The sequence below is a fragment of the Oceanicella sp. SM1341 genome (assembly GCF_003448965.1).
Classification (GTDB): domain Bacteria; phylum Pseudomonadota; class Alphaproteobacteria; order Rhodobacterales; family Rhodobacteraceae; genus Paroceanicella.
This window is the reverse complement of record NZ_QRGC01000004.1, coordinates 80,822-105,125: the sequence shown is the minus strand read 5'-3', so window position 1 is coordinate 105,125 and position 24,304 is coordinate 80,822. Positions and strand designations below refer to the sequence as shown.

The 24,304-nt window shown below is 70.0% G+C and carries 25 protein-coding genes; 9 read left to right on the top strand and 16 right to left on the bottom strand.

Going from position 1 to position 24,304, the window contains the following annotated elements:
- Positions 1 to 2: 2 nt before the first annotated feature.
- Together D3P35_RS05775 and D3P35_RS05770 are read right to left on the bottom strand one after the other, a co-directional pair.
- Entirely contained in the window at positions 3 to 2,240 is a 2,238-nt protein-coding gene (locus D3P35_RS05775; RefSeq protein WP_118133525.1) for a NahK/ErcS family hybrid sensor histidine kinase/response regulator, read from the bottom strand.
- Between the two features lie 29 nt (positions 2,241 to 2,269).
- The gene (locus D3P35_RS05770) at positions 2,270 to 2,941 is read right to left on the bottom strand and encodes a response regulator transcription factor (protein WP_118133524.1); all 672 of its coding nucleotides are present in this window, start codon (positions 2,939 to 2,941) and stop codon (positions 2,270 to 2,272) included.
- A 264-nt stretch (positions 2,942 to 3,205) separates the two neighbouring features.
- On the opposite strand from D3P35_RS05770, the gene D3P35_RS05765 reads away from it, so the two are divergent.
- The 4 genes from D3P35_RS05765 (at position 3,206) to D3P35_RS05750 (ending at position 6,165) form a co-directional block, all read left to right on the top strand.
- On the top strand, positions 3,206 to 4,177 hold the full coding sequence (locus D3P35_RS05765; protein WP_118133523.1) for an ABC transporter substrate-binding protein: 972 nt from the start codon (positions 3,206 to 3,208) through the stop codon (positions 4,175 to 4,177).
- A 6-nt stretch (positions 4,178 to 4,183) separates the two neighbouring features.
- Positions 4,184 to 4,954, top strand: coding sequence for an ABC transporter permease (locus tag D3P35_RS05760; protein ID WP_118133522.1), 771 nt, complete (start codon positions 4,184 to 4,186; stop codon positions 4,952 to 4,954).
- Complete coding sequence (locus D3P35_RS05755; RefSeq protein WP_118133521.1) at positions 4,951 to 5,559, top strand: ABC transporter ATP-binding protein; 609 nt, start codon at positions 4,951 to 4,953, stop codon at positions 5,557 to 5,559. The genes D3P35_RS05760 and D3P35_RS05755 overlap by 4 nt, the downstream gene beginning before the upstream one ends.
- Before the next feature lie 198 nt (positions 5,560 to 5,757).
- Positions 5,758 to 6,165, top strand: coding sequence for a response regulator (locus D3P35_RS05750; protein WP_118133520.1), 408 nt, complete (start codon positions 5,758 to 5,760; stop codon positions 6,163 to 6,165).
- A gap of 362 nt (positions 6,166 to 6,527) precedes the next feature.
- Here the strand turns inward: D3P35_RS05750 and D3P35_RS05745 are convergent, their stop codons facing one another.
- From D3P35_RS05745 to D3P35_RS05720, 6 genes are all read right to left on the bottom strand, one after another.
- The gene (locus D3P35_RS05745) at positions 6,528 to 8,453 is read right to left on the bottom strand and encodes a PAS domain-containing protein (RefSeq protein ID WP_118133519.1); all 1,926 of its coding nucleotides are present in this window, start codon (positions 8,451 to 8,453) and stop codon (positions 6,528 to 6,530) included.
- 269 nt (positions 8,454 to 8,722) lie between these two features.
- Positions 8,723 to 9,511 carry an ABC transporter permease gene (locus tag D3P35_RS05740; RefSeq protein WP_118133675.1) on the bottom strand — a complete coding sequence of 263 codons (789 nt, stop codon included), beginning with the start codon at positions 9,509 to 9,511 and terminating at the stop codon, positions 8,723 to 8,725.
- A 32-nt stretch (positions 9,512 to 9,543) separates the two neighbouring features.
- Positions 9,544 to 10,290 (bottom strand): ATP-binding cassette domain-containing protein, encoded by a 747-nt coding sequence (locus D3P35_RS05735; protein WP_118133518.1) that lies wholly within the window; start codon positions 10,288 to 10,290, stop codon positions 9,544 to 9,546.
- Positions 10,291 to 10,359: 69 nt separating this feature from the next.
- Positions 10,360 to 10,806 carry a hypothetical protein gene (locus D3P35_RS05730; protein ID WP_118133517.1) on the bottom strand — a complete coding sequence of 149 codons (447 nt, stop codon included), beginning with the start codon at positions 10,804 to 10,806 and terminating at the stop codon, positions 10,360 to 10,362.
- Positions 10,807 to 10,840: 34 nt separating this feature from the next.
- On the bottom strand, positions 10,841 to 11,815 hold the full coding sequence (locus tag D3P35_RS05725; protein WP_118133516.1) for a YVTN family beta-propeller repeat protein: 975 nt from the start codon (positions 11,813 to 11,815) through the stop codon (positions 10,841 to 10,843).
- Between the two features lie 12 nt (positions 11,816 to 11,827).
- Entirely contained in the window at positions 11,828 to 13,024 is a 1,197-nt protein-coding gene (locus D3P35_RS05720) for an ABC transporter substrate-binding protein (protein WP_118133515.1), read from the bottom strand.
- Positions 13,025 to 13,187: 163 nt separating this feature from the next.
- On the opposite strand from D3P35_RS05720, the gene D3P35_RS05715 reads away from it, so the two are divergent.
- Genes D3P35_RS05715 through D3P35_RS05700 form a run of 4 tightly spaced genes read left to right on the top strand, consistent with a single transcriptional unit; the run spans position 13,188 to position 15,956 of the window.
- On the top strand, positions 13,188 to 13,718 hold the full coding sequence (locus tag D3P35_RS05715; protein WP_118133514.1) for a DUF3280 domain-containing protein: 531 nt from the start codon (positions 13,188 to 13,190) through the stop codon (positions 13,716 to 13,718).
- The gene (locus D3P35_RS05710) at positions 13,715 to 14,254 is read left to right on the top strand and encodes an SRPBCC family protein (RefSeq protein ID WP_118133513.1); all 540 of its coding nucleotides are present in this window, start codon (positions 13,715 to 13,717) and stop codon (positions 14,252 to 14,254) included. Before D3P35_RS05715 ends, D3P35_RS05710 begins: the two co-directional genes overlap by 4 nt.
- The gene (locus tag D3P35_RS05705; protein ID WP_118133512.1) at positions 14,251 to 15,192 is read left to right on the top strand and encodes a beta-propeller fold lactonase family protein; all 942 of its coding nucleotides are present in this window, start codon (positions 14,251 to 14,253) and stop codon (positions 15,190 to 15,192) included. The genes D3P35_RS05710 and D3P35_RS05705 overlap by 4 nt, the downstream gene beginning before the upstream one ends.
- A gap of 32 nt (positions 15,193 to 15,224) precedes the next feature.
- Positions 15,225 to 15,956 carry a hypothetical protein gene (locus D3P35_RS05700; protein WP_118133511.1) on the top strand — a complete coding sequence of 244 codons (732 nt, stop codon included), beginning with the start codon at positions 15,225 to 15,227 and terminating at the stop codon, positions 15,954 to 15,956.
- 10 nt (positions 15,957 to 15,966) lie between these two features.
- Here D3P35_RS05700 and D3P35_RS05695 read toward each other — a convergent pair whose 3' ends face one another.
- The 8 genes from D3P35_RS05695 to D3P35_RS05660 all read right to left on the bottom strand — a co-directional run bounded on the left by D3P35_RS05695 (position 15,967) and on the right by D3P35_RS05660 (position 23,409).
- Positions 15,967 to 16,512: a PQQ-dependent catabolism-associated CXXCW motif protein gene (locus D3P35_RS05695; protein WP_118133510.1), complete on the bottom strand. Its 546-nt coding sequence runs from the start codon at positions 16,510 to 16,512 to the stop codon at positions 15,967 to 15,969.
- On the bottom strand, positions 16,509 to 17,381 hold the full coding sequence (locus D3P35_RS05690; protein ID WP_118133509.1) for a substrate-binding domain-containing protein: 873 nt from the start codon (positions 17,379 to 17,381) through the stop codon (positions 16,509 to 16,511). The genes D3P35_RS05695 and D3P35_RS05690 overlap by 4 nt, the downstream gene beginning before the upstream one ends.
- A gap of 52 nt (positions 17,382 to 17,433) precedes the next feature.
- The gene (locus D3P35_RS05685) at positions 17,434 to 17,979 is read right to left on the bottom strand and encodes a c-type cytochrome, methanol metabolism-related (protein WP_118133508.1); all 546 of its coding nucleotides are present in this window, start codon (positions 17,977 to 17,979) and stop codon (positions 17,434 to 17,436) included.
- A 145-nt stretch (positions 17,980 to 18,124) separates the two neighbouring features.
- Positions 18,125 to 19,924 carry a methanol/ethanol family PQQ-dependent dehydrogenase gene (locus D3P35_RS05680; RefSeq protein WP_118133507.1) on the bottom strand — a complete coding sequence of 600 codons (1,800 nt, stop codon included), beginning with the start codon at positions 19,922 to 19,924 and terminating at the stop codon, positions 18,125 to 18,127.
- Between the two features lie 341 nt (positions 19,925 to 20,265).
- Positions 20,266 to 20,640, bottom strand: a complete 375-nt coding sequence (locus D3P35_RS05675; RefSeq protein ID WP_118133506.1) for a cytochrome c family protein — start codon at positions 20,638 to 20,640, stop codon at positions 20,266 to 20,268.
- 33 nt (positions 20,641 to 20,673) lie between these two features.
- Positions 20,674 to 21,501 (bottom strand): S-formylglutathione hydrolase, encoded by an 828-nt coding sequence (gene fghA / locus D3P35_RS05670; RefSeq protein ID WP_118133505.1) that lies wholly within the window; start codon positions 21,499 to 21,501, stop codon positions 20,674 to 20,676.
- A 227-nt stretch (positions 21,502 to 21,728) separates the two neighbouring features.
- A complete protein-coding gene (locus tag D3P35_RS05665; RefSeq protein WP_118133504.1) occupies positions 21,729 to 22,841 on the bottom strand; it encodes an S-(hydroxymethyl)glutathione dehydrogenase/class III alcohol dehydrogenase in 1,113 nt (370 codons plus the stop codon).
- 361 nt (positions 22,842 to 23,202) lie between these two features.
- A complete protein-coding gene (locus D3P35_RS05660) occupies positions 23,203 to 23,409 on the bottom strand; it encodes a hypothetical protein (protein ID WP_118133503.1) in 207 nt (68 codons plus the stop codon).
- Between the two features lie 177 nt (positions 23,410 to 23,586).
- Between D3P35_RS05660 and D3P35_RS05655 the strand changes: the two genes are divergently transcribed.
- Positions 23,587 to 24,234: a hypothetical protein gene (locus D3P35_RS05655; RefSeq protein ID WP_232830396.1), complete on the top strand. Its 648-nt coding sequence runs from the start codon at positions 23,587 to 23,589 to the stop codon at positions 24,232 to 24,234.
- Positions 24,235 to 24,304: the final 70 nt, after the last annotated feature.

The window sequence follows — 24,304 nt, the reverse complement described above, 5'->3', positions numbered from 1 at the left end:
CCTCAGCCCGGGCTCGCGGCCTCCACCGCGAGGCGGCTCGCCTGGATCCAGGCGAGGATCGAGCGCAGGGTCTGGGGTTGCAGCGGCTTGTGCAGCAGCAGGGTGTTGGTGCCCGCCGCGAGGGCGCGCAGCTCCTCCGAGCGGTCGGCGGTGATCAGCACCGCCGGCACATGGCCGTAGCAGGCGCGCAGGGCGAGGATCACGTCGAGCCCGGTCTCCTCGTTGTCGAGATGGTAATCGGCGAGGATCACGTCCGGCGCGAGGCCGAGGTCGGTGACGGCGGCGAGCGCGCCTTCGGCATTGGCCGCGTCGAACGGGCTCACGCCCCAGTTCTCCAGCATGGTCATCATCGCCACGCGGATCTCGGCATCGTTCTCCACGATCAGCGCCATCATGTCGGTGAGATCGGCGGCGAGCGGGCCCGGCCCGTGCGGCTGCGCGCCGTCGGCGGGGGCGGCGGCATGGCCCAGCGGCACGGTGACGGCAAAGCAGGTCCCCCGCCCCTCGATGCTGGTGAGGGTGAGCCCGTGGCCCAGCAGCGTGCAGGCGCGCTCCACGATGGCGAGGCCCAGCCCCATGCCGGGCGGCGCGCCGGGCGAGGTGTCGAGGCGCTGGAACTCCTGAAACACCTCGCGGGTCTTGTCGGGCGGGATGCCGGGGCCGGTGTCGCGCACCTCGATGCGCAGGCTCCGCCCCTCGCGCCGCGCGCCCACCAGCACCTTGCCGGTGCGGGTGTAGCGCAGGGCGTTGCTCACCAGGTTCTGCAGGATGCGGCGCAGGTAGGAGGGGTCGCTCTCCACCGGCACCGAGCAGGGCACCACGCGCAGGTCGAGCCCCTTGCGCGCCGCCGTCTCGCGGAATTCCTCGGCGAGCGGGCGCAGCAGGCGGTCGAGCGGGAAGGAGGAGATGTCGGTGGTGGCAGCACCCGCGTCGAGCTTGGAAATGTCGAGCAGGGCGCCGAGGATGGTCTCCACGCTCTCGAAGGCGTTCTCGATGCGGCCGGTGATCGCCTGCTGGTGGGGGTCGAGCGCGGTCTCGCCCAGCGAGGCGATGAAGAGCTTGGCCGCGTTGAGCGGCTGCAGCAGGTCATGGCTCGCCGCCGCCACGAAGCGCGACTTCGAGGCATTGGCCCGCTCCGCCTCGTCGCGCGCCGCCGAAAGCTCCTCGGTGCGGGCGAGCACCCGCGCCTCCAATGTCTCGTTGGCGAGGTGGATGGCGGCCACGGCCTGGCGCTCGGCGGTGACATCGGTGAAGGAGATCACGAAGCCCGCCTGGGGAGTCTCCTGGCAGAACACGTCGAGGATGAGCCCGTTCGCCCGGTGCAGCTCGAGCTTCAGCGGCGGGCGGCCGGGCGGGCGGCGCACCCATTCGAGCAGGCGCTCGGGGTCGGCCTCGCCGCGCAGGGCCTGGTCGGTGGAGAAGAAGGCGGCGATGGCCTCGAAGCTGATGCCCATGCGCAGCAGGCGCGGCGGCGGCTGCATCAGCTCGCGCAGCCGGTCGTTCCAGCCCACCATGCGGTGGCGACGGTCGAAGATGCCCACGCCCTGGTTGATGTGGTCGAGCGTGGCGCGCACCAGGCGCGACTGGTCGTCGAGCAGCTTGTCGCGCTCCTGGCGCTCCAGCCGGATCATCTCGGTGACATCGGTCTGCAGGATGGCGGTGCCGTTGTCGGGCGTGCGCTGCTCGGAGACCTGGATCCAGCGATCGCCGGTGAGCTCGACGTTGAAGTTCACGTGGCGCTGCTGGTGGGCGCGGGCGCGGCGCTCGGCCCACATGCTGCGAGTCATGCCCTCGGGCAGCACCAGGCTGGGGCTGTCGGCCACGATATGCACGTAGGTGGTGAAATGCAGCCCCGGCAGCATGCGCTCGCGCACGTCGGGCAGGGCGATGGAGAAGCGCGAGTTGCGCATCACCAGGTTGTCCTCGCTGTCGAACAGCGCGAAGCCCTCGTGCACCGCCTCCAGCGCGTTGGCGAGGTCGGCGCGGGCGCGCTCGGCCTCGAGCTTGGCCGCCGAGAGCCGGGCGTTCGACTGGTTGAGCAGCTCGAGGGTTTCCTCGAGGTCGCGGGTGCGGGCGCGGATCTGCGCCTCCAGCGCCATCGCGGTCTGGGTGTGGAAATAGCTCGGGTCGCCCGCCTCGCTCTCCTGCTCGACACGCCGCATCAGCGCCGCGGTGATCTTGCGCAGCTTCTCGTTCTGACGCTCCAGGCTCTCGCCCGGGTTCACCAGCGGACCGGCCATCTTTCCTCCCTTGTTGCGGAAAGGCTGCCCTAGCTTGTCGGCGGGTGCAAGATGGATGCGAAGCGGGCCTGCTGGGCGATGAGCACCGCCTGGGTGCGGCTCTGCACCCCGAGCTTGCGCAGGATGGCGGTGATATGCGCCTTCACCGTGGTCTCGGCGATGGAGAGCTCCCAGGCGATCTGCTTGTTCAGCTTGCCCTCGCACACGAGCTGCAGGATGCGGCCCTGCTGGGGGGTGAGGTCGGCGAGGCGGGCGACGGCATTGGCCTCGGCGCCCCGGTCGGTCTCGGCCTCGGCCGGCGGGCAGTAGCCGTCGGGCGTGTAGGAGCCGCCGTTCCAGATCTCGCGGAAGGCGGAGACGAAGACATCGCGCCGGCTGTCCTTGGGCACGAAGCCCGCCGCGCCGGCCTGCACCACCGAGGTCACGATCCGGTTGTCCGACAGCGAGGAGACCACGATCACCGGGATGCCCGGCACCGCCCCCTTGAGGCGGATGAGCCCGTCGAGCCCGGCCACGTCCGGCAGGTTGAGGTCGAGCAGGATGGCCTCGGGCGAGAGCCCGCCCGAGAGCAGCTCCAGCGCCTCCGACAGCCGCGAGGCCGTGGCCACCTTCGCGACACCGAGCGCACTCTGCAGGGTCATCGACAGGGCTTCGCAGAACAGCGGATGATCGTCGATGACGAGAACTTCGCTGACGGTCATGCCCTGGCTCCTCCCGGTGTGCGCGGCTGGTGGTTGCATGGGCAGTATCCTGTAATTCGTGTCGCTGTGCGACAGCCTAGCACAGCCGTTTCGCGCCCCGCCCTACGACCAAGGGCGGAGGCGGGGATGGGCCCTTGGTCGTATTTCCCCGCGCGGCCGTGGTGATAGCCTGAGGGGCGGCCTCCGGGGCCGGGCGGAGTTGACAGCTGTCAACTTTCGCCGCGGCGGGGGCGGGAGAAGAAACGCAACAGGGGGGATATCGCCATGCGGCTCATTCGGGCGCTCGCGGTGCTGGCGGTGGCCGCGCTCGCCGGCGGGGCGGCGCGGGCCGAGACACCGGTGCTGCGCCTTGCCCTGCTGCAGGTGGGCACGGTGAACTGGGAGGCCCGGACCATCCGTGCCGAGGGGTTCGACGCCGCACATGGCTTTGCCCTCGAGGTGATGCCCATGGCCGGCGAGCAGGCGGCGCGCGTGGCCTTCCAGGCCGGCGAGGCCGAGGCGATGGTCGCCGATTTCATCTGGGTGGCGCGGCAGCGCGCGGCGGGGCGGGACTATGTGTTCGTGCCCTATTCGCGCGCCGTGGGCGGGTTGATGGTGCCGGGGGACAGCCCCGCGCGGCGGCTCTCCGACCTTGCCGGCACCACCATCGGCATCGCCGGCGGGCCGCTCGACAAGAGCTGGCTCATCCTGCGCGCCTACGCGCAGGCCGAGGAGGGGTTCGACCTCGCGGGCCGCACCGAGCAGGTGTTCGGCGCCCCGCCGCTCATCTACCAGAAGGCGCGCTCGGGCGCCTTCGGCGGCGCGGTGAACTTCTGGCATTTCATGGCGCGGATGCGCGCGGCGGGGCTGCGCGAGCTGGTCTCGGTCTCGGACGCCGCACAGGCGCTGGGGCTCGACCCCGACACGCCGCTGCTGGGCTATGTGTTCCGCGGCGAGGACCTCGCGCAGCGCCCGGAGCTGGTGCGCGGCATGATGGCCGCCTCGCGCGATGCGAAGGCGCTGCTCGCCACCTCCGACGCCGCCTGGGAGCGCCTGCGCCCGATGATGAACGCCGGGGACGAGGCCGAGTTCGCCGCCCTGCGCGAGGGCTTCCGCGCCGGCATTCCCGGCCCCGGCCCGGTGGACGAGGCCGCGGCCGGCCGCCTGCTCGCACTGATGGCCGAGATCGGCGGGGCCGAGCTGGTGGGCGAGGTGCGCGGCCTGCCCGAGGGGCTCTTCGTGCAGCCCGGCAGCTGACCCGCGATGCCCGCCGACGTGCCGCCCGCGCGCGGCTCCCTTGCCGTGACCGCCGCCTCGCTCGCGGGGCTGCTGGCGCTCTGGTCGGCCGCGGCGCTGCTGGCGGCGGACCCCGGGCTGATGCCCGGCCCCTGGCTGGTGGGCCCGCTGATGTGGCAGGAGGCGGTGTCGGGCCGGCTCTGGCTGCATCTCGGCGCCACGCTCGCCCGGGTGGCGGCGGCCTTCGGGCTCGCGATGCTGCTCGGCACGGCGCTGGGGCTGGCCATGGGTCGTCTGCCCCGGCTCGACCGCTGGCTCGACCCCTGGCTGGTGGTGCTGCTCAACCTCCCCGCGCTGGTCACCATCGTGCTGTGCTACATCTGGATCGGCCTCACCGAGGCGGCGGCCGTCACCGCCGTGGCGCTCAACAAGGTGCCCATGGTCACCGTGATGCTGCGCGAAGGCGTGCGCGCGCTCGACCCCGGGCTCGACGCCATGGCGCGGGTGTTCCGCATGAGCCCTTCCGCGCGGCTGCGCCACGTGGTGCTGCCCCAGCTCGCCCCGCATCTCGCCGCCGCCGCGCGCGCGGGGCTGGCGCTGATCTGGAAGATCGTGCTGGTGGTCGAGTTCCTCGGCCGCTCCAGCGGGGTGGGCTTCCAGATCCACCTCTACTTCCAGCTCTTCGACGTGGGCATGGTGCTGGCCTACGCGCTCGCCTTCATCGCGGTGATGCTCGCCATCGAGAAGCTGCTCCTCCAGCCCTGGGAGGCGCATGTGCGGCGCTGGCGCGGGCCATGAGTGCGCGGGTTGAGATCGACATCCGCTCCAAGCGCTTCGGCGGGCAGGAGGTGCTGCGCGACATCTCGCTCACCCTCGCGCCCGGCGAGCGGGTGGCGCTGCTCGGGCCCTCCGGCGTGGGCAAGTCCACCCTGCTGCGCATCGCCGCCGGGCTGGACAGCGCCTTCGAGGGCAGCGTGCGGGGCGCCGGGCGCGTGGCGATGGTGTTCCAGGAGCCCACCCTGTTGCCCTGGCGCAACGCGCGCGACAACCTCACGCTCACCACCGGCATTTCCGCGCCCCTCGCGGAGCAGGCGCTGGCCGATGTGGGGCTCGCCGGGCGGGGCGACGCGTTTCCGGGGCGGCTCTCGCTGGGCCAGCAGCGGAGGCTCGCCCTGGCCCGGGCCCTCGCCGCGCGGCCCGACTTCCTGGTGCTCGACGAGCCTTTCGCCTCGCTCGACGCCGGCACCGCGGCGGAGATGCTCGCCCTCACCGCGCGGCTGGTGGCCGAGAGCGGCGCCACCACGCTGTTCGTCACCCACGCGCCGGCGGAGGCCGAGGCCCTGGCGGATCACGTGATCGTGATGTCCGGCCAGCCGGCGAAATTGCAACTGGACCCGTTGTGACGCGGCACCTTCCGGCAACAAATTGCCGGTTTCGGCCGTCTCCGGCAAGTTTGTGCCAAAAATCGGGTTGACCTGAGGCTCCCGGACGCCATTGTTTCCCGCAAAGCCGCTATGCCCCCCGTCCGGGGCTGAAAGGCGGAACTCTCGAGCCGGTTGGGGTGTTGATCCGGCAACAGTGAACAGAATGCAGGCAGATCCATGTCAAAGAAGATACTGATAGTAGAGGACGAAATCTTCATCGCCCTCGAGGTCGAGGCGATCGTGCGCGAGCTGGGTCATGAATCCGCAGGTATCGCCGCCGACAGTGCCGCCGCCATGGAGCGGGGCAGCGATGCGGATGTCGCCCTGGTCGATCTCAATCTCGCCGATGGCCCCACGGGGGTCGGCCTGGGGCGCAAGCTGCGCGATTCCTACGGCATCACCGTGCTTTACGTGACCGCCAACCCCTCGCAGCTCGGCGAAGGCGTGCCCGGAACCCTCGGCGTGGTGCCCAAGCCCGTCACCGAGACCGAGATGCGCGATGTGATCGCCTACGCGGTGGCCGCGCGCGAGAAGGTCACCATGCCCCCCCCGCGCCGCATGCGGGTGTTCTCCGCCGTGGCGTGAGCGCCGATCGCGGTGGCCGCTGGCCATCGTGCGCGACCAGGTTACCCCGCCCGGGGACACGGGCATGAGAAAGTCGGGGCGCCGCTGAGCGCCCCGTCTTCTTTTTTGCGCCCCGTCTGCTTTCGGCGCCCCGTCTTGTTTTCGCGTCCCGTGGTCTCCTGCACCCGTGTTGTCACCCCTGTGGTCGGGTCCGCCGCGTTGCCCGTTGCCGGCCTGCCGCTCGCCCGCCACATGCGGCGTGGGCCGGAGCGCGCAGGGAGAGGGGGGCGCCGGAGACGCGGCACGCGGCGACACGCCGGGCGGGGGCTCGATGCCCCCGTCCGGCGTTTTTCCCTGTCCTGCTGTCCCCGGGGGCCGGGGGGTCAGGCCGCGGGGGCGGGGGAGGCGCCGAAGTGGTGGGCGCGGCGCAGCGCGGTGAGCGGCACGTCGACCGACATGCGCAGCCCCTCCTCGGTCCATTCGCGGCTGAAGCGGCCCCGCATCTGGCCCTCGATGCTCAGGCTGATGAGCCGCGAGCCGAAGCCCGCCTCCATGCCCTCGGCCGCGTAGCCCGGCACCGCCTGCTCGCACCACAGCAGGTGCACGCGGTCGCCCTCCAGCCGGGTGTCGACGGTGATGCCGCCCCCCGTGGGGGTGAGCCCGCCGTATTTCGCCGCGTTGGTGGCAAGCTCGTGCACCAGCAGGGCCATGGGCGTGGCCGCCTGGTCGTCGATCTTGAGGTCCTCGCCGGTGATCTGCACCCGGGCGGAATTGTTTTCCATGAAGGGCCCCAGCAGCTTGGCGATCAGCGTGTGCAGCGTGGTGTCGCCCACGTGCGGCTGCGAGGCGTTTGAATGCGGGCGCACCAGGTCATGGGCCTGGCCCATGGCGAAGATGCGCTGGCGCAGCTGCTCGGCGAAGTCGCGCACCCCGGGGTAGGAGCGGGCCGAGAGGCTGATCAGCCCGGAGAGCACCGAGTAGATGTTCTTGATCCGGTGGCTGAGCTCCTGCGCGATCACCTCGCGCTCCTCCGCCGCGATGCGCTGCTCGTTGATGTCGGTGAAGGTGCCGAACCAGCGCGTCACCCGCCCCCAGCGGTCGCGCATCGGCACGGCGCGCGCGAGGATCCAGGGGTAGTGCCCGGCGGTGTCGCGCAGCCGGTACTCGTCCTCGTAGACCTCGCCGGTGGAGAGGCAGCGCTCCCAGTTCTCCAGCGCCGCCTCGCGGTCCTCCGGGTGCAGGAGGCTCTCCCAGCGGTCCTCCGCCACGACGGCGCCGGGGTCTTCGCCACCGGAGAACTGGTACCAGCGGGCATTGTAGTAGTCGTGGCGCCCGTCGGGCAGGGCGGTCCAGATCATCTGGGGCATGCTGTCGGCGAGGGCGCGGAAGCGCTGCTCGGATTCGCGCAGCGCGTCCTCGGCCTGGCGGCGGTCGGTAAGGTCGACCGCCACGCCGGTGAAGCGCACGCAGCGCCCGGAATCGTCGAAGGTGCAGTCGCCGCGCGCGTTGACCCAGCGGATCTGCCCGCGGGGGCTGCGCAGGCGGAAATCCTCCGCGAAGCTCTTGCCGCGCTCCATCGACTCCGCCATGGCCGCGCGCAGGCGCTGGTCGTCGTCGGGGTGCAGGGCGGCGAGGAAGGCCTCGACGCGCAGCCCGCGCGCCGCCTCCTCCGGGTCGACCCAGAACATGCGGGCGAAGCGCTGGTCGGCGACGATGCGGTCCGCGACCACGTCCCAGTCCCACACGCCGATGAGCCCGGCGCTCTCCAGCGCCAGTTCCATGCGCTCCTCGCTGCGCGCCAGCGCATCCTCGGCGCGCACCTTGTCGGTGACGTCGATGACGCGGGCGAGCACGGCGATGGGCTGGCCCGAGCGGTTGAGCACCGGCCCGTACTCGAGGTCGAACCACATGTCCTCGGGCTCGGAGCCGCGGTTGAGGGTGAGGCGCTGGTTGTCGAAGCTCACCGTCTCGCCCTCGAGCACCCGGTCGATCAGGTCGCGGTTGAAGCTCGCCACCTCCGGCCAGGCCTCCTCGGTCGGGCGGCCGAGAATGTCCGGGTGGCGGCTGCCGGCGATGCGGGCATAGGCGTCGTTGTAGAGCAGGATGCCTTCGCGCCCCACCATCACCGCCATGGCGGTGCGCGAGGAGAGCATCATGCGCACGGTGTAGCACAAGGCCCCGGACCATTCCCTGACCGGTCCCAGTGGCGTGGCGGACCAGTCGAACTGGTCCATGACATCGAGCATTTCAGGGCTGGCGATGCGATCGAGGAGCTTCTCGCCCGCCTTGTTGAAGAGCGTACTGCGCATGTGTCCGGTCTGTCTTTCCCGGGGGAGAACCCCGGGCCCCTCTGGCGCTTCGCCGCGGCCTGCGGCGACGAAACGGTTAACTGTTTTCAACCATAATGAAGCAAATGGTAAAAGGTTCCGATCCGGCCCTTCCGGGCGCGGAATTTCCGGCCCTTCCCGCCGCGCAGGCCCGGCCCGCCCGGCATCGGTTCCGCGAGCCTGCCGGCTCCGTTGCCCTTCCGGCCCCGTTGCCCTTCCGGCCCCGTGATCCTTCCGGGCCCGCGACCTGCCTAGCGGGTGGGGCCGCGGCGGCCGATCATCCCCTTGGAGGGATCATAAGCATAGATCGCGGCAGCGAGAAAGGCCAATCCACACCCCAGCACCACGGCGAGCGACAGCCAGTTCACCTCGAGGTAGAGGGCGAAGCGGATGAGCTCCACGGCATGGGTGAAGGGGTTGAGCGCGCAGATGTCGTGCAGCAGCGGCGAGGCCTCGGCCATGCGCCACAGCGGGTAGAGCGCGGAGGAGGCGAAGAACATCGGGAAGATGACGAAGTTCATCACCCCGGCGAAATTCTCCAGCTGGCGGATGGTGGAGGAGATGAGCAGCCCCAGCGCGCCCAGCATCAGCCCCGAGAGCACCAGCGCCGGCAGGGCCGCGACATAGCCCCAGGGCGGCGGCTCCACCCCCCAGAACCAGGCGATGGCGAGGAAGGCATAGACCTGCAGCAGCGACACGGCCACGCCGGCGGCGAGCTTGGCCGAGAGCAGGAACCAGCGCGGGAAGGGGCTCACCAGCAGGGTGCGCATGGCGCCGGTCTCGCGGTCGTAGACCATGGAGAGGGAGGATTGCATGCCGTTGAAGAGCTGGATCATCGCGCAGAGCCCGGGGGTGACGTAGACCTCGTAGAGCACGTAGGTCTCGTAGGGCGGCGTGATGGAGATGCCGAGCACGGCGCGAAAGCCGGCGGCGAAGATGAACAGCCACACCAGCGGGCGCACCAGCGCGGAGAGGAAGCGCTCGCGCTGGCGCAGGAAGCGCAGCCCCTCGCGCCACACGATGCCTTCGAGCGCGCGCATCCGGCCGCGCCAGCCCAGCCTGCGCTCGGGGTTCACAGGCGGCCCTCCGCGGGCTCGAGCCCGGTCATGTCGAGGAAGGCGGAGGCGAGGTCGCCGCCGCGGGCGATGTCGCGCGCGGTGCCGGTGGCCAGAACCCGGCCGCGGTGCAGCACCACGGCGTCGTCCTCGGGCGCGATCTCGTCGAAGAGATGCGTGGCCCAGAGCACGCCCACGTTCTCCTCGGCCACCAGCTCGCGCACCGTGCCCAGCACCTCGCGGCGCGAGCGCACGTCGAGCCCCACGGTGGCCTCGTCGAGCAGCAGCAGGTGGGGCGCGTGCAGCAGCGCGCGGGCGATCTCGGCCCGCCGCGCCTGACCGCCGGAGAGGGCGGAGACCGGGGTGTCGATCTGCTCGGTGAGGCCGACGCGGTCCACCAGCCCTTCCGTGCGCGCCCAGGTCTGGGCCCGGGTGAGCCCGTGCAGGGCGGCGTGGTAGGCGAGGTTCTGGCGCACGGTGAGGTCGCGGTCGAGCGCGCGGGACTGGAAGACGACGCCGAGCGCGGCGAGCGCCGGGCCGGGCCTGCGCCGCACGTCATGGCCGAAGACGCGGATCTCGCCCGAGACATTGTCGTAGAGCCGGGTGATGAGCGAGAACAGCGTGGTCTTGCCCGCGCCGTTCACGCCCAGCAGGGCGGTGAAGCTTCCGGGGGCGACGCTGAGCGAGACGTTGTCGAGCGCCTGCACGCGGCCGAAGGCGTGGCTCACGCCGCGCACGCTGAGGGCTGGTTCGGGGACGGGCACGCGGGGCCTCCGGGCAGGGCAGGTCGGGGGCTGGCTGGCTCCGGGGGCGGAGCGGGCTCGCCCCCTTCCTCAGCGGATGGTGAAATGGGCGAGCTGAGTGTCGCCGCGCGCGCCGGGAATGCCAAGCGTGTACTGGCCGGGCACGATGGCGATGAAGGAGATTTCCGCCTCGCCCTCGTCGTCGAATTCCAGCGAGGAGACGCCCATGGGCCGCACCTCGATCTCGTTGATCACCACCTCGTTCACCCAGATGTTGCGGAAGAACTCCGGGCCCGCGATGGCGAGCTCGGCCGAGCCGTCGGAGACGATCTTGATGCGGTAGTAGCCGCCCGAGCGCAGCTCGTAGGGCGCCTCGGCCAGCGGCTTGCCGGAGGCGAGGGTGATGGGCGCGAGGTCCTCGCGGTTGTTGCGGTCGAGCAGGCCGGCGAAGCCGAGCTCGAGCACGTTGTCCTGGGCTGCGGCGGGCAGCGCGAGGGCTATGGCCGCCGCGGCGGCGAGAAGGGGTCTGGCTGGCATGGTATCCTCCCGTTTCGTGTGTTGTTGCGGCCCCTCACTCGGGGGCGACGACCACGCCCCAGGGCTGCTGGCCCACGGGGATGGACTTGATCACCTTCATCTCCTCCACGTCGATCACCGAGACATCGTTGGTGTTGCCGTTGGTGGCGAAGAGCAGTTTCTCGTCGGGCGTGAAGGCGAGCTGCCACACGCGCTGGCCGGTGAGCAGGTAGTCGAGCACCTCGTGGGTCTCGCCGTCGACCACCGCCACGCGGTTCGAGGGGCCGAGGGCGACGAAGACCTTGCTGCCGTCCTTCGTCACCCGCACGCCCACCGGCTGCAGCGCCTCGGGCACCACGCCGGGCACCTCGAAGCTGATCTTCTTCACGATCTCGGCCGAGGCGGGGTCGATCACGCTCACCGTGCCGCCGATCTCGGCGCTCACGTAGAGCCACTTGCCGTCATCGGTGAACTGGGCGAAGCGCGGGCGCTGGTCGACCAGCACGTTCTCCACGATCTCGTAGGTCTTCGTGTCGATGAAATGCGCCATGTTGGTGGTCTCGGAGGTGTTGACCACGAAGGCGCCGTCCGGGCTCACGCCCATGCCCTCGGGCTCCACCCCCACCGGCACCTCGGCGAGCACCTGGTGGGTCTTCACGTCGACCACGGTGACGATGTTGTCGTCCTCGTTGGCGATGTAGAGCGGGTTTCCGGAAGGGTGGAGCACGAAGAGCTCGGGGTCGGGGCCCGAGGGCAGGGTGTGGAGCTGCTCGTAGGTCTTCGGGTCGAACACGCGCACCGTGTCGTCGTCGGAGGCGCAGACGTAGAGCTCGGTGCCGTCGGGCGAGATGGTGATGCCGCGCGGGCGCTGGCCGGCGTCGAAGGTGTCGACCACCTCCAGCGTCTCGGAATCGATCACCGTGACCGTGTTGCCCTTCTCGTTGCTCACGTAGACCATGTAGGCGGCGGCCGGCCCGGGGGCGGCGAGAGCGGCGAGGGCAAGTGCAAGCGCGGGGGCGTGTCGGCGCATCGTCGGATCTCCTCAGTTCAGGTCGCAGGTGGTCTCGGGCTCGTCGACCCCGAGCGTGTCGAGCCGCGACACGCGGTGCAGGAACTCCTCCTGCGGCGAGACCGAGACGATCACCCGGTCGGCGGCGAGCACCACCGGCTGGCGGAGCTGGTGGTTCCAGGGACGGAAGGTGAGCTTCTGGCCCTTGAAGGCGGCGAGCTCGAAGGCGGGCGAGAGGATGTAGTCGCGCAAGGTGGCGAAATCGGTGGCCTTCGTGCGGGTTGCGGCCTCGCCGAGCACGCGCAGCGCCATCCAGACCTGGTAGTCCTCCGGGCGCATGGTGCGGCCTGCCGCGCGCTCGAAGCGGCGCTGGAACTGGGTGGCGCCCCAGGCCTCCAGCGCCGGGTGCCAGGACATCGGGCGCAGCCCGGCGGAGCCCGCCACGGGGCGCGGATCCCAGGACTGGTAGGGCAGGTAGGCGGCGAAGACATCGGCCTCGTCGGCGGCCACGAGCACGTCATGCGCCTCCGCCCGCTGGGTGAAGACCGGCATCTGGCGCTGCACCAGCACATGCCCGGTGTCGGTGCGCCGCGCGCCACCGGTGTCCTCGAACACCCGCTCCTCCACGATGCGGGCACCGAACTTCTTCGCCGAGGCGCGGTAGGCATCGGCCATGAGCGCGTCCTCGGGGTGGGAGCCGGGCACCAGCAGCCAGTCGGTCCATTTCTTCCACACCAGGAACTGGGTGAGCGCATCGGCCAGCATGGCCCGCGAGGGGGCGACATGCATCACGTTGGCCCGGCAATCGGCCTCGCGCAGGCGGGTGTCCTGCGCGGTGGCGTTCACGATCAGCGCCCGGTCGCCGGCGGCATCGGCGAGGGCGAGCAGCGTGTCGGGCCCGGCCATCACCGCGATGAAGGTGGTGCCATCGGCGATGAGCGTCTCGAGCGCCTGCACGGCGGTGTCGGGGTCGGCGTCCACGTCCTCGGTGGTGAAGTCCTGGCCCATGAAGCGGCCGGTGGTCTGGTTGTCCTCGGTGGCGAGGCGGCCGCCGGCGAAGCCGAGGTCGTCGGGCGGCAGGTCGAGCCGCGAGATCGGCAGCTCCGGCCCGCGTTCCACCCGCAGGACGGCGGCGCGCACGGGCTGGGCCGCGTCCTGGGCCATGGCCCCGAGGGGGCTGAGCAGGGCGATGCCGAGGCTGGCGAGAATCGGGCCGGCGAAGCGTTTCATGGGCGTGTCTCCTCGGGCCGAAGTAACGATGGTAAACCGGGCATGCGTCAAGCCGAGTGCGGCGCAAAAGTGCGAATAAGGAAATAATAAGAATGACTTGGGCGATGCTTGTCCGACCTTGGTCGCAGTTGCCTGCCCTCGGGCGATGGGGGACGCTGGGGGCATGAAAGCCCTTGCCACCCTCCTGCTGATCGCCCTCGCGGCGCTGGTCTCGCCGCTTGCCGCGGCCGAGCTGGGCCCGGGGCTGGAGGCGGGCGCGAAGGTGGCCTTCTTCGGGGTGCATTTCATCGACACCAGCCACGAGGGCGCGGTGAACGGCCCGCGCCCGGACGAGGCGAAGCGCGTGGCGGACGGGGCCGCCCAGATCGAGGCGGCGCTGCACGAGCACGGGCTCGAGACCCTGGCGCTCGACCCGGTGCGCGCGCAGCTCGACCGGGTGGTGAACCCGGCCGACTGCAACGGCTGCGAGCTGCGCATGGCGCGCGAGCTGGGCGCCGATTACGCCATGGTGGCCGAGGTGCAGAAGGTGTCGAACCTCATCCTGTCGATGAACATCGTGGTGCGCGAGCCGCAGAGCGGGGCGAAGGTGCGCGGCATCTCCGTGGATATCCGCGGCAACACTGACGAGAGCTGGCATCGCGGGTTTTCCTACATCCTGCGCAACAACATATTCCGGAAAGGGGAGGAGCGATGAAACGCATGGCATGGATCGTGGCGCTGGGGGCACTGGCCCTCGCGCCGCTGTCGGCTGAGGCGCACGGGCCCACGCGGCAGAAGGTGACGATCACCACCGAGGTGGCGGCCCCGCCGGAGGAGGTCTGGGCCGCGATCGGCGATTTCCAGGACATGAGCTGGCACCCGGCGGTGGCAAGCCAGGAGGGCGCGGGCGGCAACGAGATCGACGCCACCCGGGTGCTGCACCTCAAGGGCGAGGGCGACCCGACCATCTCGGAGATCCTGTACAAGTACAGCGCCGAGAAGATGAGCTATTCCTACCGCATCGAAGAGGTTGCGGTGGAGGTGCTGCCGGTGACGAACTATTCCTCGCATCTCACGGTGAAAGCGGTCGAGGGCGGCTCGGAGGTGGAATGGCGCGGCGCCTTCTACCGCGGCTACCCCAACAACGACCCGCCGGAAAACCTCAACGACGAGGCGGCCATCGCCGCCGTGACCGGCGTGTACGAGGCCGGGCTCCAGGCACTGCAGCAGCGCTTCGGGGCGCTGAATTGAGGGGGCTCCCGCTGGCGCTGGCACTCCTCACCGGGGCCCCGGCGGCGGCGGGAGACCTCGCCTACGTGACCAACCAGCTCTCCGAGAGCCTCTCGGTGGTCGATCTCGACGCGGCCCGGGTGCTGCGCGAGATCCCGGTGCCCGGCAAGCCCGCCGGGGTGGCCGTGGCGCCCGGTGGTGCCACGGTCTATGCCGTGAGCCCGGAGACGAAGACCCTCGACATCATCGGCCCCGGCGGCGCCCTGCGCACCGTGGCGCTCGACGGCGGGCCCTTCGGCGTGGCGGTGCACCCCTCCGGGGCGCCGGTCTATGTCGGTGACTGGTACGGCGCGCGCATCTTCGTGGTCGACCCCGGAAGCGGTGCGGTGACCGGGGAGATCGGCGTGGGCGCCTCGCCCTCCGGCCTCGCGGTGACACCGGACGGGCGCTTCCTGCTCAGCGCGGACCGCGACGCGGACGCGGTGTCGGTGGTCGACACCGCGAGCCTGCGCGTGGTGGCGCAGGTGGGTGTGGGCGGGCGGCCCTTCGGCATCACCATCGGCCCGGAGGGGCGTTTCGCCTATACCGCCGACGTGGCTGACGACACGGTGAGCGTGATCGACATTGCCGCCCGGAGCCTGGTGGGCCGCGTGCCGGTGGGCAGCCGGCCCTACGGCGTGGCCCTCACCGCCCGGCACGGCTTCGTCACCAACCAGTATGCCGACACGGTGAGCGTGTTCGACCGCGAGAGCCTTGCCCCCGTCACCGAGATCGGGGTGGGCGAATACCCCGAGGGCATCGGCGTGAGCGGTGACAGGGTGGTGGTGGCGAACTGGGCCTCGAACACGCTCACGCTCATCGACGCGAATGCGCTGGAAGCCGTGGGGGAGATCGCCGTGGGCGACGGCCCGCGCGCCTTCGGCCTGTTCATCGCCACGGCCCCCGGGCCGGCAGACTGATCAAGACGGGGCTGACCAACAGGGAGGACGACATGAAGTCAGGAGAGATCGGACGCATTCTGTTCGGCGCGGGAGGGCTGATCATCGGCATGCTGGTGGGCGTGGCGGTGACGGATTCGGGCAGCGACACGGAAGAGGCGCTGCGCGAGGAGCTCGCCGCCACCCGCGCCGCCGCCGAGAGCGCGGGCGAGCGCGTGGGCGGGATGGAGGGCCGGCTGACCGGGCTGGAGGAGGCGATGGCGCGCATCGAGGAAGGGGCGGGCACGCTCTCCGACAAGATCGACGCCACCAGCCAGGGCCTCGCCGAGAAGCTCGAGGCAGGTGCCTCCGCCGGCCAGGACGCGCTGAATGCCGCGATGGAGGACATCGGCAGGCGCATCGACGCGGTGACCGCGTCGTCGTCCTCCTCCTCCGGGCAGGCCCCGGCGCCGGAGGGCGAGAGTGCGGAGGATGCCGCCGCCTCCGACCCCGCGACGCTGGAGCAGGACGAGGCCGATGCCGGCGAAGCGGCGGGCGAGGATGATGCCGAGGGCCTGGCGGTGGGCCACGCGCAGTATTTCGAGGATGGCAAGATCCGGGTCTACCTCTCCGGCCTCAGCGCGGGCAGCTACGACCGCCGCGCGCGGCTGGCGGTGAACGGCTTCGATCTCACCTCCATGCGCGCGGGCGACACCATGCCGGTGCGCTACGAGGAGACCGACTGCACCCTCACCCTCGACGCCATCAAGGACAACCGGGCCCAGCTCTCGGTGGAGTGCCCCTGAGGCGGGCGGATCAGGGCGCGCCGCGCAGCGGCGTGGCGCGCTCCATCGGGTAATTCGCGGCGGCCCAGCCGTCCACCCCCTCGGGGTACCAGCGGATGCCGGTGAAGCCATGCGCCACGGCGCGGCGCGCGGCGTTCCAGGACATCCAGCACTCCGCCTTGCAGAAGATCACCATGCTGCGGTCCGGCCGGCCGCGGGCGAGCTGCCCGAGCATGTCGAGAAACCAGGCCTCGGTGGCGGGGTCGAGCGCCCCGTAGCCGGTGTTCGCCAGCCAGACCGCGCCGCGGATCGTGTCATGCGGCGTGTCGCGCCACACGGTGCCCTCGGGCAGGTTCGCGGGGCGGAAATCATGCGGGAGCGTGTCGATGAAGGGCACGCCGGCGGCCCAGAGCCGGTGCGCCTCCTCGGTGTCGATCACCTCGGCGCCCTGCAGGGTGGCCGGCACCGGGGCGCGGTAGTGCTCCTGCCGGTAGCCCTCGGGCTCGGGCGCGGCTTCGGTGGCCGCCGCTGCCGGGCCTGCCAGGAGCAGCGCCAGCAGGGCGGCCCCGGGCCTCACGGGATGTCCTTGAGCGCCGTGCCGTTGTCGTTGAGCATCGGCACGCCGTACTCCGCGAGGATGGCGTCGATCTGGGCCTGGTTGCGGCGGATCAGCGAGTTGAGCTCGCGCTTCCACACCATCTCGCCCTGCCGCACGCCCATGGTGATGCGGTAGAACAGCCGCGGCGGCAGCGTCTCCTTGATCAGCGGGGTGACGGTGAGCGGCACCTGCGCGTCATGCGCCAGCGCGCCGCCGATCGGACCCCAGAGCAGGGCGGCGTCGATGCGGCCCGCCTCGAGGTCGGCGATCATCTGCGCCGAGGGCGAGTCGTGGCGGCTGTCGACCATGAGCTGGTAGCCCTCGACCTGCCCCATCAGCCCGTTGCGCGCGAGATGCGAGGCCGGCGGCGTGCCGGCCACGGTGCCGATGCGCGCCGATTTCAGCGCCGGGTCCGACAGCGTGTCCACCGCGGAAAGCGGGCTGTCGGTGCGGGTGACGATCACGTAGGCCGAGGTGAGGTAATGGTTGGTGTTGAGCACCAGCTCGTGGCCCTGGGCATAGCCCATCACCACGTCGCAGCGGTCCTCGCCGAGGGTCTTGCGGATGAAGCCGGTGGCCATGGGAAACCAGTAGTATTCCAGCGGCAGGCCGAGCTTCTCGGCGAAGAGGGCGGCGATGCGGTTCTCGTAGCCGGTCTCCTCGCGGTCGGAAAACGGGTAGGCGGCGGGGTCGGCGCAGACGCGGAAGGCGCTCTCCGAGGTGAGGTCGGAGGTCTGCGCCGCGAGCGGCCCGGCGCAGAGGCCGAGGAGCGCCGCAAGCGCGACGCCCCCAGCGCGCAGTCGCGCGATGCCTGCCGCGCGCAGTCGCGCGATGTGCCCCGCGCGCATCCGCGCGGCCCGGCCGGCGGGCCCGGGAGTGCCTCCGGCGTGGCCCGGCGCCTCAGCCGCCCATGCAGGCATCTTCGTTCTCGGTATAGATGTCGGATTTCTGTTCCTTCTTGGCCGGGCGTCCGCGCGGGATGGCCTCGGTGCCGCGGGCCTTGAGGTAGATGTAGATGTCGTCGAGGTAGCACATCACGTTCTTGTTGGTGCCGAAGGAGGGCATCACCTGGTTCTGCGCCGCGTTCACCTCCTTCTTGCCGTTGGTCACCACGTCGATGAAGTCGTAGTAGTCCATGTTCAGCGCCGATTTCTTCAGCGCGGGCGCGTAGGTGGAGCCTTCGCCATCGGGGCCGTGGCAGACGTGGCACTCGGCGTGGTAGCGGCGGAAACCGGAGAAGGTGTACCAGTCGACGGTGCCGTCCTCCTGGACCTTGTAGGTGGGAATGTCGTCGGCTGTGAACCACTTGCCGCCGTCCTCGTACTCGGCGGTGACATTGTCGGCCTCCTGCGCCGGGGCCGCGCCGGCGGCGCCGAGTGCCGCGCAGAGCGCGAGCAGGCCCCATGACCGGCCCGATGAAAGGCCCCGTGAAAGAATGGATGGCATTCGTCTCTCCCTATGACCGCGCCTTGGCGGCGAATCTTGTGTTTGATTGGGGGCAACACCCTGAAACAAAATATAAAGCCAAGGGGCCGGGCTTCAAAGAAGCCCGGCCCCCGACATTGGTCGTATGCCTGTTCGGCAGGGAGGATCAGTCCGGCAGGGCGAAGACGGTGAGCTGCCCGCCCAGGGCCGTGTAGTTGTTGAGCGAGGCATAGCCGCCCACCGCGCCCAGGCCGTCGTTGGGGTTGGTCAGGCCGGCCGCGAGGCCGATGCCGGCCCAGCCGCCCACGCCGGAGAGGATGGCCACGTACTGCTTGCCCTCGTGACTGTAGGTCATCACGTTGCCGATGATGCCCGAGGGGGTCTTGAAGCGGTAGAGCTCGTCGCCCGTCTCGGCGTCGACCGCCTTCAGGTAGCCTTCCAGCGTGCCGTAGAACACCACGTCACCCGCGGTGGCCAGCGCGCCCGACCACACCGAGAAGCGCTCGGGCAGCGACCACTTGATCTCGCCGGTGGTGGCGTCCCAGGCGATGAAGTTGCCCATGCCGCCGTGGCTGTCGGGGGCGGGGTACATCGCCAGCGTGGCGCCAACGTAGGGCTGGCCGGCGGTGTAGCTCACCCGGAAGGGCTCGTAATCCATGCACACGTGGTTGGTGGGCACGTAGAACAGGCCGGTCTTGGGGCTGAAGGAGGCGGGCTGCTGGTCCTTCGTGCCGAGGGCCGCCGGGCAGATGCCGGTGGAGTTCATGTCCTCGCCGTTCTGCTCGGTGGAGTATTCGGCCACCACCTGCGGGCGCCCGTACTGGTCGGACTCGGGGTCCATCACCACTTCGGTGGCCCAGTTCACCGCGGGGTCGTATTTCTCGGCCACGAGCAGCTCGCCCGTCACCCGGTCCATCGTGTAGGCGAAGCCGTTGCGGTCGAAGTGCACGAGCAGCTTGCGCATCTCGCCGTCGATCTCCTGGTCGGCCAGGATCATCTCGTTCACGCCGTCGTAGTCCCACTCGTCGTGGGGGGTCATCTGGTAGACCCACTTGGCCATGCCGGTGTCCGCGTCACGCGCGAAGATGGTCATCGACCACTTGTTGTCGCCCGGGCGCTGGGTGGGGTTCCAGGTGGAGGGGTTGCCCGAGCCGTAATAGAAGAGGTTGGTCTCGGGGTCGTAGGAATACCAGCCCCAGGTGGTGCCGCCGCCGATCTTCCACTGGTCGCCTTCCCAGGTGTTGATCGAGCTGTCCGCGCCCACCGGCTTGCCCAGCGAGGTGGTGTTCTCGTCGAACATCAGCTGGTCGTCCGGGCCCACGGAATAGGCGCGCCAGAGCTGCTCGCCGGAGTTCATGTCATAGGCGGTGACATGCCCCTGCACGCCGAACTCGCCGCCGGAGATGCCGACGATGATCTTGTCCTTCACCGGCAGCACGGTGGCGGTGTTGGTCTCGCCCTTGGTGGGGTCGCCGTTGACCGCCGTCCATTTCACCTCGCCGCTGTTGGCGTCGAGCGCCACCACGGTGGTGTCGGCCTGGTGGAGGAAGACCATGTCGTTGGCATAGGCGAGGCCGCGGTTGACCGTGTCGCAGCACATCACCGGGATGACGTCGGTGTCCTGCTTGGGCTCGTAGCGCCACTTGATCGCGCCGTCATTGGCGAGGTCGAGGGCGTAGACCACGTTCGGGAAGGGCGTGTGGACGTACATCGTGTCGCCCACCACCAGGGGCGAGCCCTCATGTCCGCGCAGCACACCGGTCGAGAAGGTCCAGGCGACCTGGAGGTCTCCCACGTTGTCCTTGTTGATCTGGTCGAGCTTGGAGTAGCGCTGGTTGGCGTAGTCGCCGGTCTGCAGGACCCACTGTTCGGGGTCTTGCGTCAACTCCAGCACCTTGTCGTTCGCCTGGGCCGCGAAGCCGCCGGCGAGCAGCAACGCCGCAGTGGCCATGAGCGTGTTACGCATCGTTTTCTCCCTTTGTGGCCGCGGATATCGGAGCCGGGCTCCCCTCCGCGCTGTTATTCGAGGCGACCCGCGCGCCCCGGGCTCGGACCCGGCCGCGAGACCGTTCCTAAGGACTTCATAAGAGCGGGGGCGGCGGCGCTGCGTCAACGGGGAGCAGGGTCTTGTTGGGCTAAAGTAGTAGCCCGCGCGGGCGGCGCCGGGGGGCATGCGAAAGGCGCCGGAGACGGGCTCCGGCGCCTGTGCGCTGGGACTCGGGGCGCGCGCGCCCTTCCCCCTCGGGACCCGCCGCCCGGGGCCGGTCTCCCGGCCGGGCCCGCGGTCTGCGGCGTGCCGCCGGCCCGTTACTCGAACGTGGCGAGATAGGCGACCACGTCGGCGCGCTCCTCCTCCTTGCGCAGGCCGGCGAAGGTCATCTTGGTGCCCTTCACGAAGTCGCGCGGCTTCTCGAGGAACTCGGCGATGTGCTCGGGTGTCCAGACGAGGCCACCGGCGGCGGCTTCCTCCATGGCGGAGGAATACTTGAAATCCTCCAGCGCGCCCGCGGCGCGGCCCACGATGCCGTTGAGCTCCGGGCCCACCTTGTTGGTGGCGCCCTCACCCACCGCGTGGCAGGCCTGGCACTTGCGGAACACCTTTTCCCCCTTGGCCGGGTCGCCATCGGCGAAGGCCGGGGTGGCGAGGGCGAGGAGCGTGGCGGTGAAGAGCAGGCGCTTCATGTGGTTATCCTTCTTCTGGCTTCTTCCGGGCGTTCACTTCAGGCGGTCGGCATGCCAGTCGACATGATCTGCCGCAAAACTCTGAACGAAAAAGTAGCTGTGATCGTATCCCGGCTGCATGCGGAACACGGAGGGGGTGCGGCTGGCGGCCAGGGCGGCGGACAGCGATTCGGGCTTGAGCAGGTCGAGGAACTGGTCCGAGGCGCCCTGGTCGACGAGGATGTCGCCCTTCCAGCCGGCGTCGCGCACAAGCAGGGTGGAATCGTGGCCGGTCCACTTGCTCTCGTCGCTGCCGAGATAGGCGGTGAGCTGCTTGCGCCCCCAGTCCGAGGCGGTGGGGTTCGCGATGGGCGCGAAGGCCGAGAGCGAGCGGTAGGCCCCGGGGTTGCGCAGCGCCAGCGTGATGGCGCCGTGCCCGCCCATGGAATGGCCGGTGATGCCCTGGCGGTCCGGCAGCACCGGGAACTCGGCCTGCACCAGGGCGCGCAGCTCGGTGAGCACGTAGTCGTACATGCGGTAATGCGCGGCCCAGGGCGCCTCGGTGGCGTTCACGTAGAAACCCGCACCCTTGCCCAGGTCGTAGGCGTCGTCATCGGCCACGCCCTCGCCGCGGGGGCTCGTGTCGGGGAAGACCAGCGCGATGCCGCGGCGGGCGGCGTGTTCCTGCAGGCCGGCCTTGGTCATCGCGTTCTCATGCGTGCAGGTGAGGCCGGAAAGGTACCACAGGCAGGGCACGGGGCCGCGGCTCGCCTGCGGCGGCAGGTACACGGCAAAGGTCATCTCGCAATCGGTCGAGGTCGCGGCATGGGTATAGACCCCCTGCACACCGCCGAAGCTCGCGTTCTCCGATTTGATCTCCATCATCTTCCTTTCGCGTCGCGTGGAACCAGTGACGATGCGATGACGTTACCTACCCGAATACAAGCTGTAGAACGGAGAGGAACAATGCATTCCATCATCTATCTCGTCGGTCTGGTTGTTGTCGTCGGCGCCATCATCAGTTTCGTGGCCTGACCCGGCCGGTTCCGGCCCGCACGAGTTCGAAAAGTCCCGCGCGAGTGTCTCGCGCGGGGCTTCTCCGTTCCGGATCAGTATTCGACGACGGCGCGGATCGACTTGCCCTCGTGCATGAGGTCGAAGCCGTGGTTGATCTCGTCGAGCTTGAGGTGGTGGGTGATCATCGGGTCGATCTCGATCTTGCCCTCCATGTACCAGTCGACGATCTTCGGCACGTCGGTGCGGCCGCGCGCGCCGCCGAAGGCCGTGCCGCGCCAGGACCGGCCGGTGACCAGCTGGAAGGGCCGGGTGGAGATCTCGGCGCCGGCCGCGGCCACGCCGATGATGATCGACTCGCCCCAGCCCTTGTGCGCGCATTCGAGCGCCTGGCGCATCACCGTGGTGTTGCCGGTGGCGTCGAACGTGTAGTCGGCCCCGCCCTTGGTGAGGTTGACGAGGTAGGGAACGATGTCGCCCTCGACCTCCTTGGGGTTCACGAAGTCGGTCATGCCGAAGCGCTCGGCCATTTCCTTCTTCGAGTCGTTGAGGTCGACGCCCACGATCTGGTCGGCCCCCGCCATGCGCAGGCCCTGGATCACGTTGAGCCCGATGCCGCCGAGGCCGAAGACCACGGCGCGGCTGCCAATCTCCACCTTGGCGGTGTTGATCACCGCGCCGATGCCGGTGGTGACACCGCAGCCGATGTAGCAGACCTTGTCGAAGGGCGCGTCCTCGCGGATCTTCGCCACGGCGATCTCCGGCAGCACGGTGTAGTTCGAGAAGGTCGAGCAGCCCATGTAGTGGTAGATCGGGTCGCCATCGAGGGTGGAGAAGCGCGACGTGCCGTCCGGCATCAGGCCCTGGCCCTGGGTGGTGCGGATGGCCTGGCAGAGGTTGGTCTTGGGGTTGAGGCAATACTCGCACTCGCGGCATTCGCAGGTGTAGAGCGGGATCACGTGGTCGCCCGGCTTCACCGAGGTGACCCCCGGGCCGACCTCGACCACCACGCCCGCGCCCTCATGGCCCAGGATGGCGGGGAAGATGCCCTCCGGGTCGGCGCCGGAGCGGGTGAACTCGTCGGTGTGGCACAGTCCGGTCGCCTTGATCTCGATCATCACCTCGCCCGCGCGCGGGCCATCGAGATTGACTTCGGTGATTTCCAGAGGCTTCCCGGCCTGGATGGCAAGGGCTGCGCGGGTCTTCATAGAGGTACTCCCCCGTTCGATCTGGTAGATGGATCGCGGCCCGGTTTTCCGGGCGCGACGGATTGGGGTGAGTTTCATCGGACCGGGCGCTTTGCGTCCAGTCCTTTCACCCCCCTCCATCCTCATACCTTAGTACAGGGCCGCGCCGAGGGCGACCGGAATCCGGCGCGGGGCGCGGGGAAGTGCACGCGATTCCAGAGACTTCGGGGGAAGGGCTCGAAAGCGGCCCGATTCTTATGATTCTCTTATTAGTCGAAAGGCTTTGACGGCCGCGCCCCGGCGCGGCCAGTCTTTCCGGGCCGTGTCCGGCGGGGCGGCAGGGCTCCGGGAGGCCCCGGACGCGCGGCCGAGCCGGCCCGCCTCAGATGTGGATTTCCCGCTCGCGCACGGACTGGCACTTCCATTGGGCGATGGTCCAGCCCGGGTGGGTCTCGCTCCATTTCGCGAGCTCGGGCTGGGCGCCCATGGCACAGGCCATCGCGCTGATGGGCTCGGCGTACTGGACGGCATTCTGCTCGCAGTGGCTCGGCGAGGACTGGAGGCAGGCGACAAAGATGAGTTCGATCATGACGAGGTCCGTGGATCGGTGGCTGTTGAGCCGGGCTGGCGCCCGACGGTTCGGCTTCCTCTCCCCCCAGGACAGCGTGGATGCCCCTTCGGGGCTCCGGCGCGGCGGGGTTGGCCCCCGCTCGATCCGCGCTTTCCAACATATGAAACACGAAGCGATGAATATAGGATGTGCGAAATGTCGCAGTGCAGCATCACTCGCGAAAACGTGATCCGCCGGGCCCTGCCGGGGCTGGCCGCGGGGCTGGCGGGGATCTGGCTCGCCGGCGCCGCCGCCGCGGCCGATTACAAGGACCCCGACTGGCCCTGCATCCAGCCCAAGGTGGGGCATATCTCCATCGGGCAGATGTGGGCCGGGCCGCTTCCGGAGGGCGACTGGAAGGCCGACCGCGAGGTGGCCGCGCTGGCCCATCGGCTGGCGCAGCGCCGCACCAGCCTGGAGGAGGCGAAGGCGCTGATGAGCGGCTTCGTGGAGGACGGCGGCGCGGCGCGGCGCGCGCAGCTGCTGCTGGCCTTCGAGGGGGCGTTCGAGCTCATCGACCGCGAGCGCGCCGCGCTCATCGGCGGCATCGCGCGCTATGCGCACAAGCAGCAGGCGCTCACCGGGCGCATCGAGACCAAGCAGCAGGAGCTGCACCGGCTCTCCGGCCTGCCCGAGGCCGAGCGCGACCCCGACCGCATCGAGGAGCTGGAGGACGAGCTCGCCTGGGACACGCGCATCTACCGCGACCGCGCGCAGTCGCTCACCTATGTCTGCGAGACGCCGGTGCTGCTCGAGAAGCGCGCCTTCGCCCTGGCGCGCTCGGCGCAAGAACTGGTACAGTAGCGTCAGCCGGCCCCCGACCTGTTGCGAATTCCGGCGGAGTGTGGCCAAGTGTGATTGGCCAAGAGCGGCG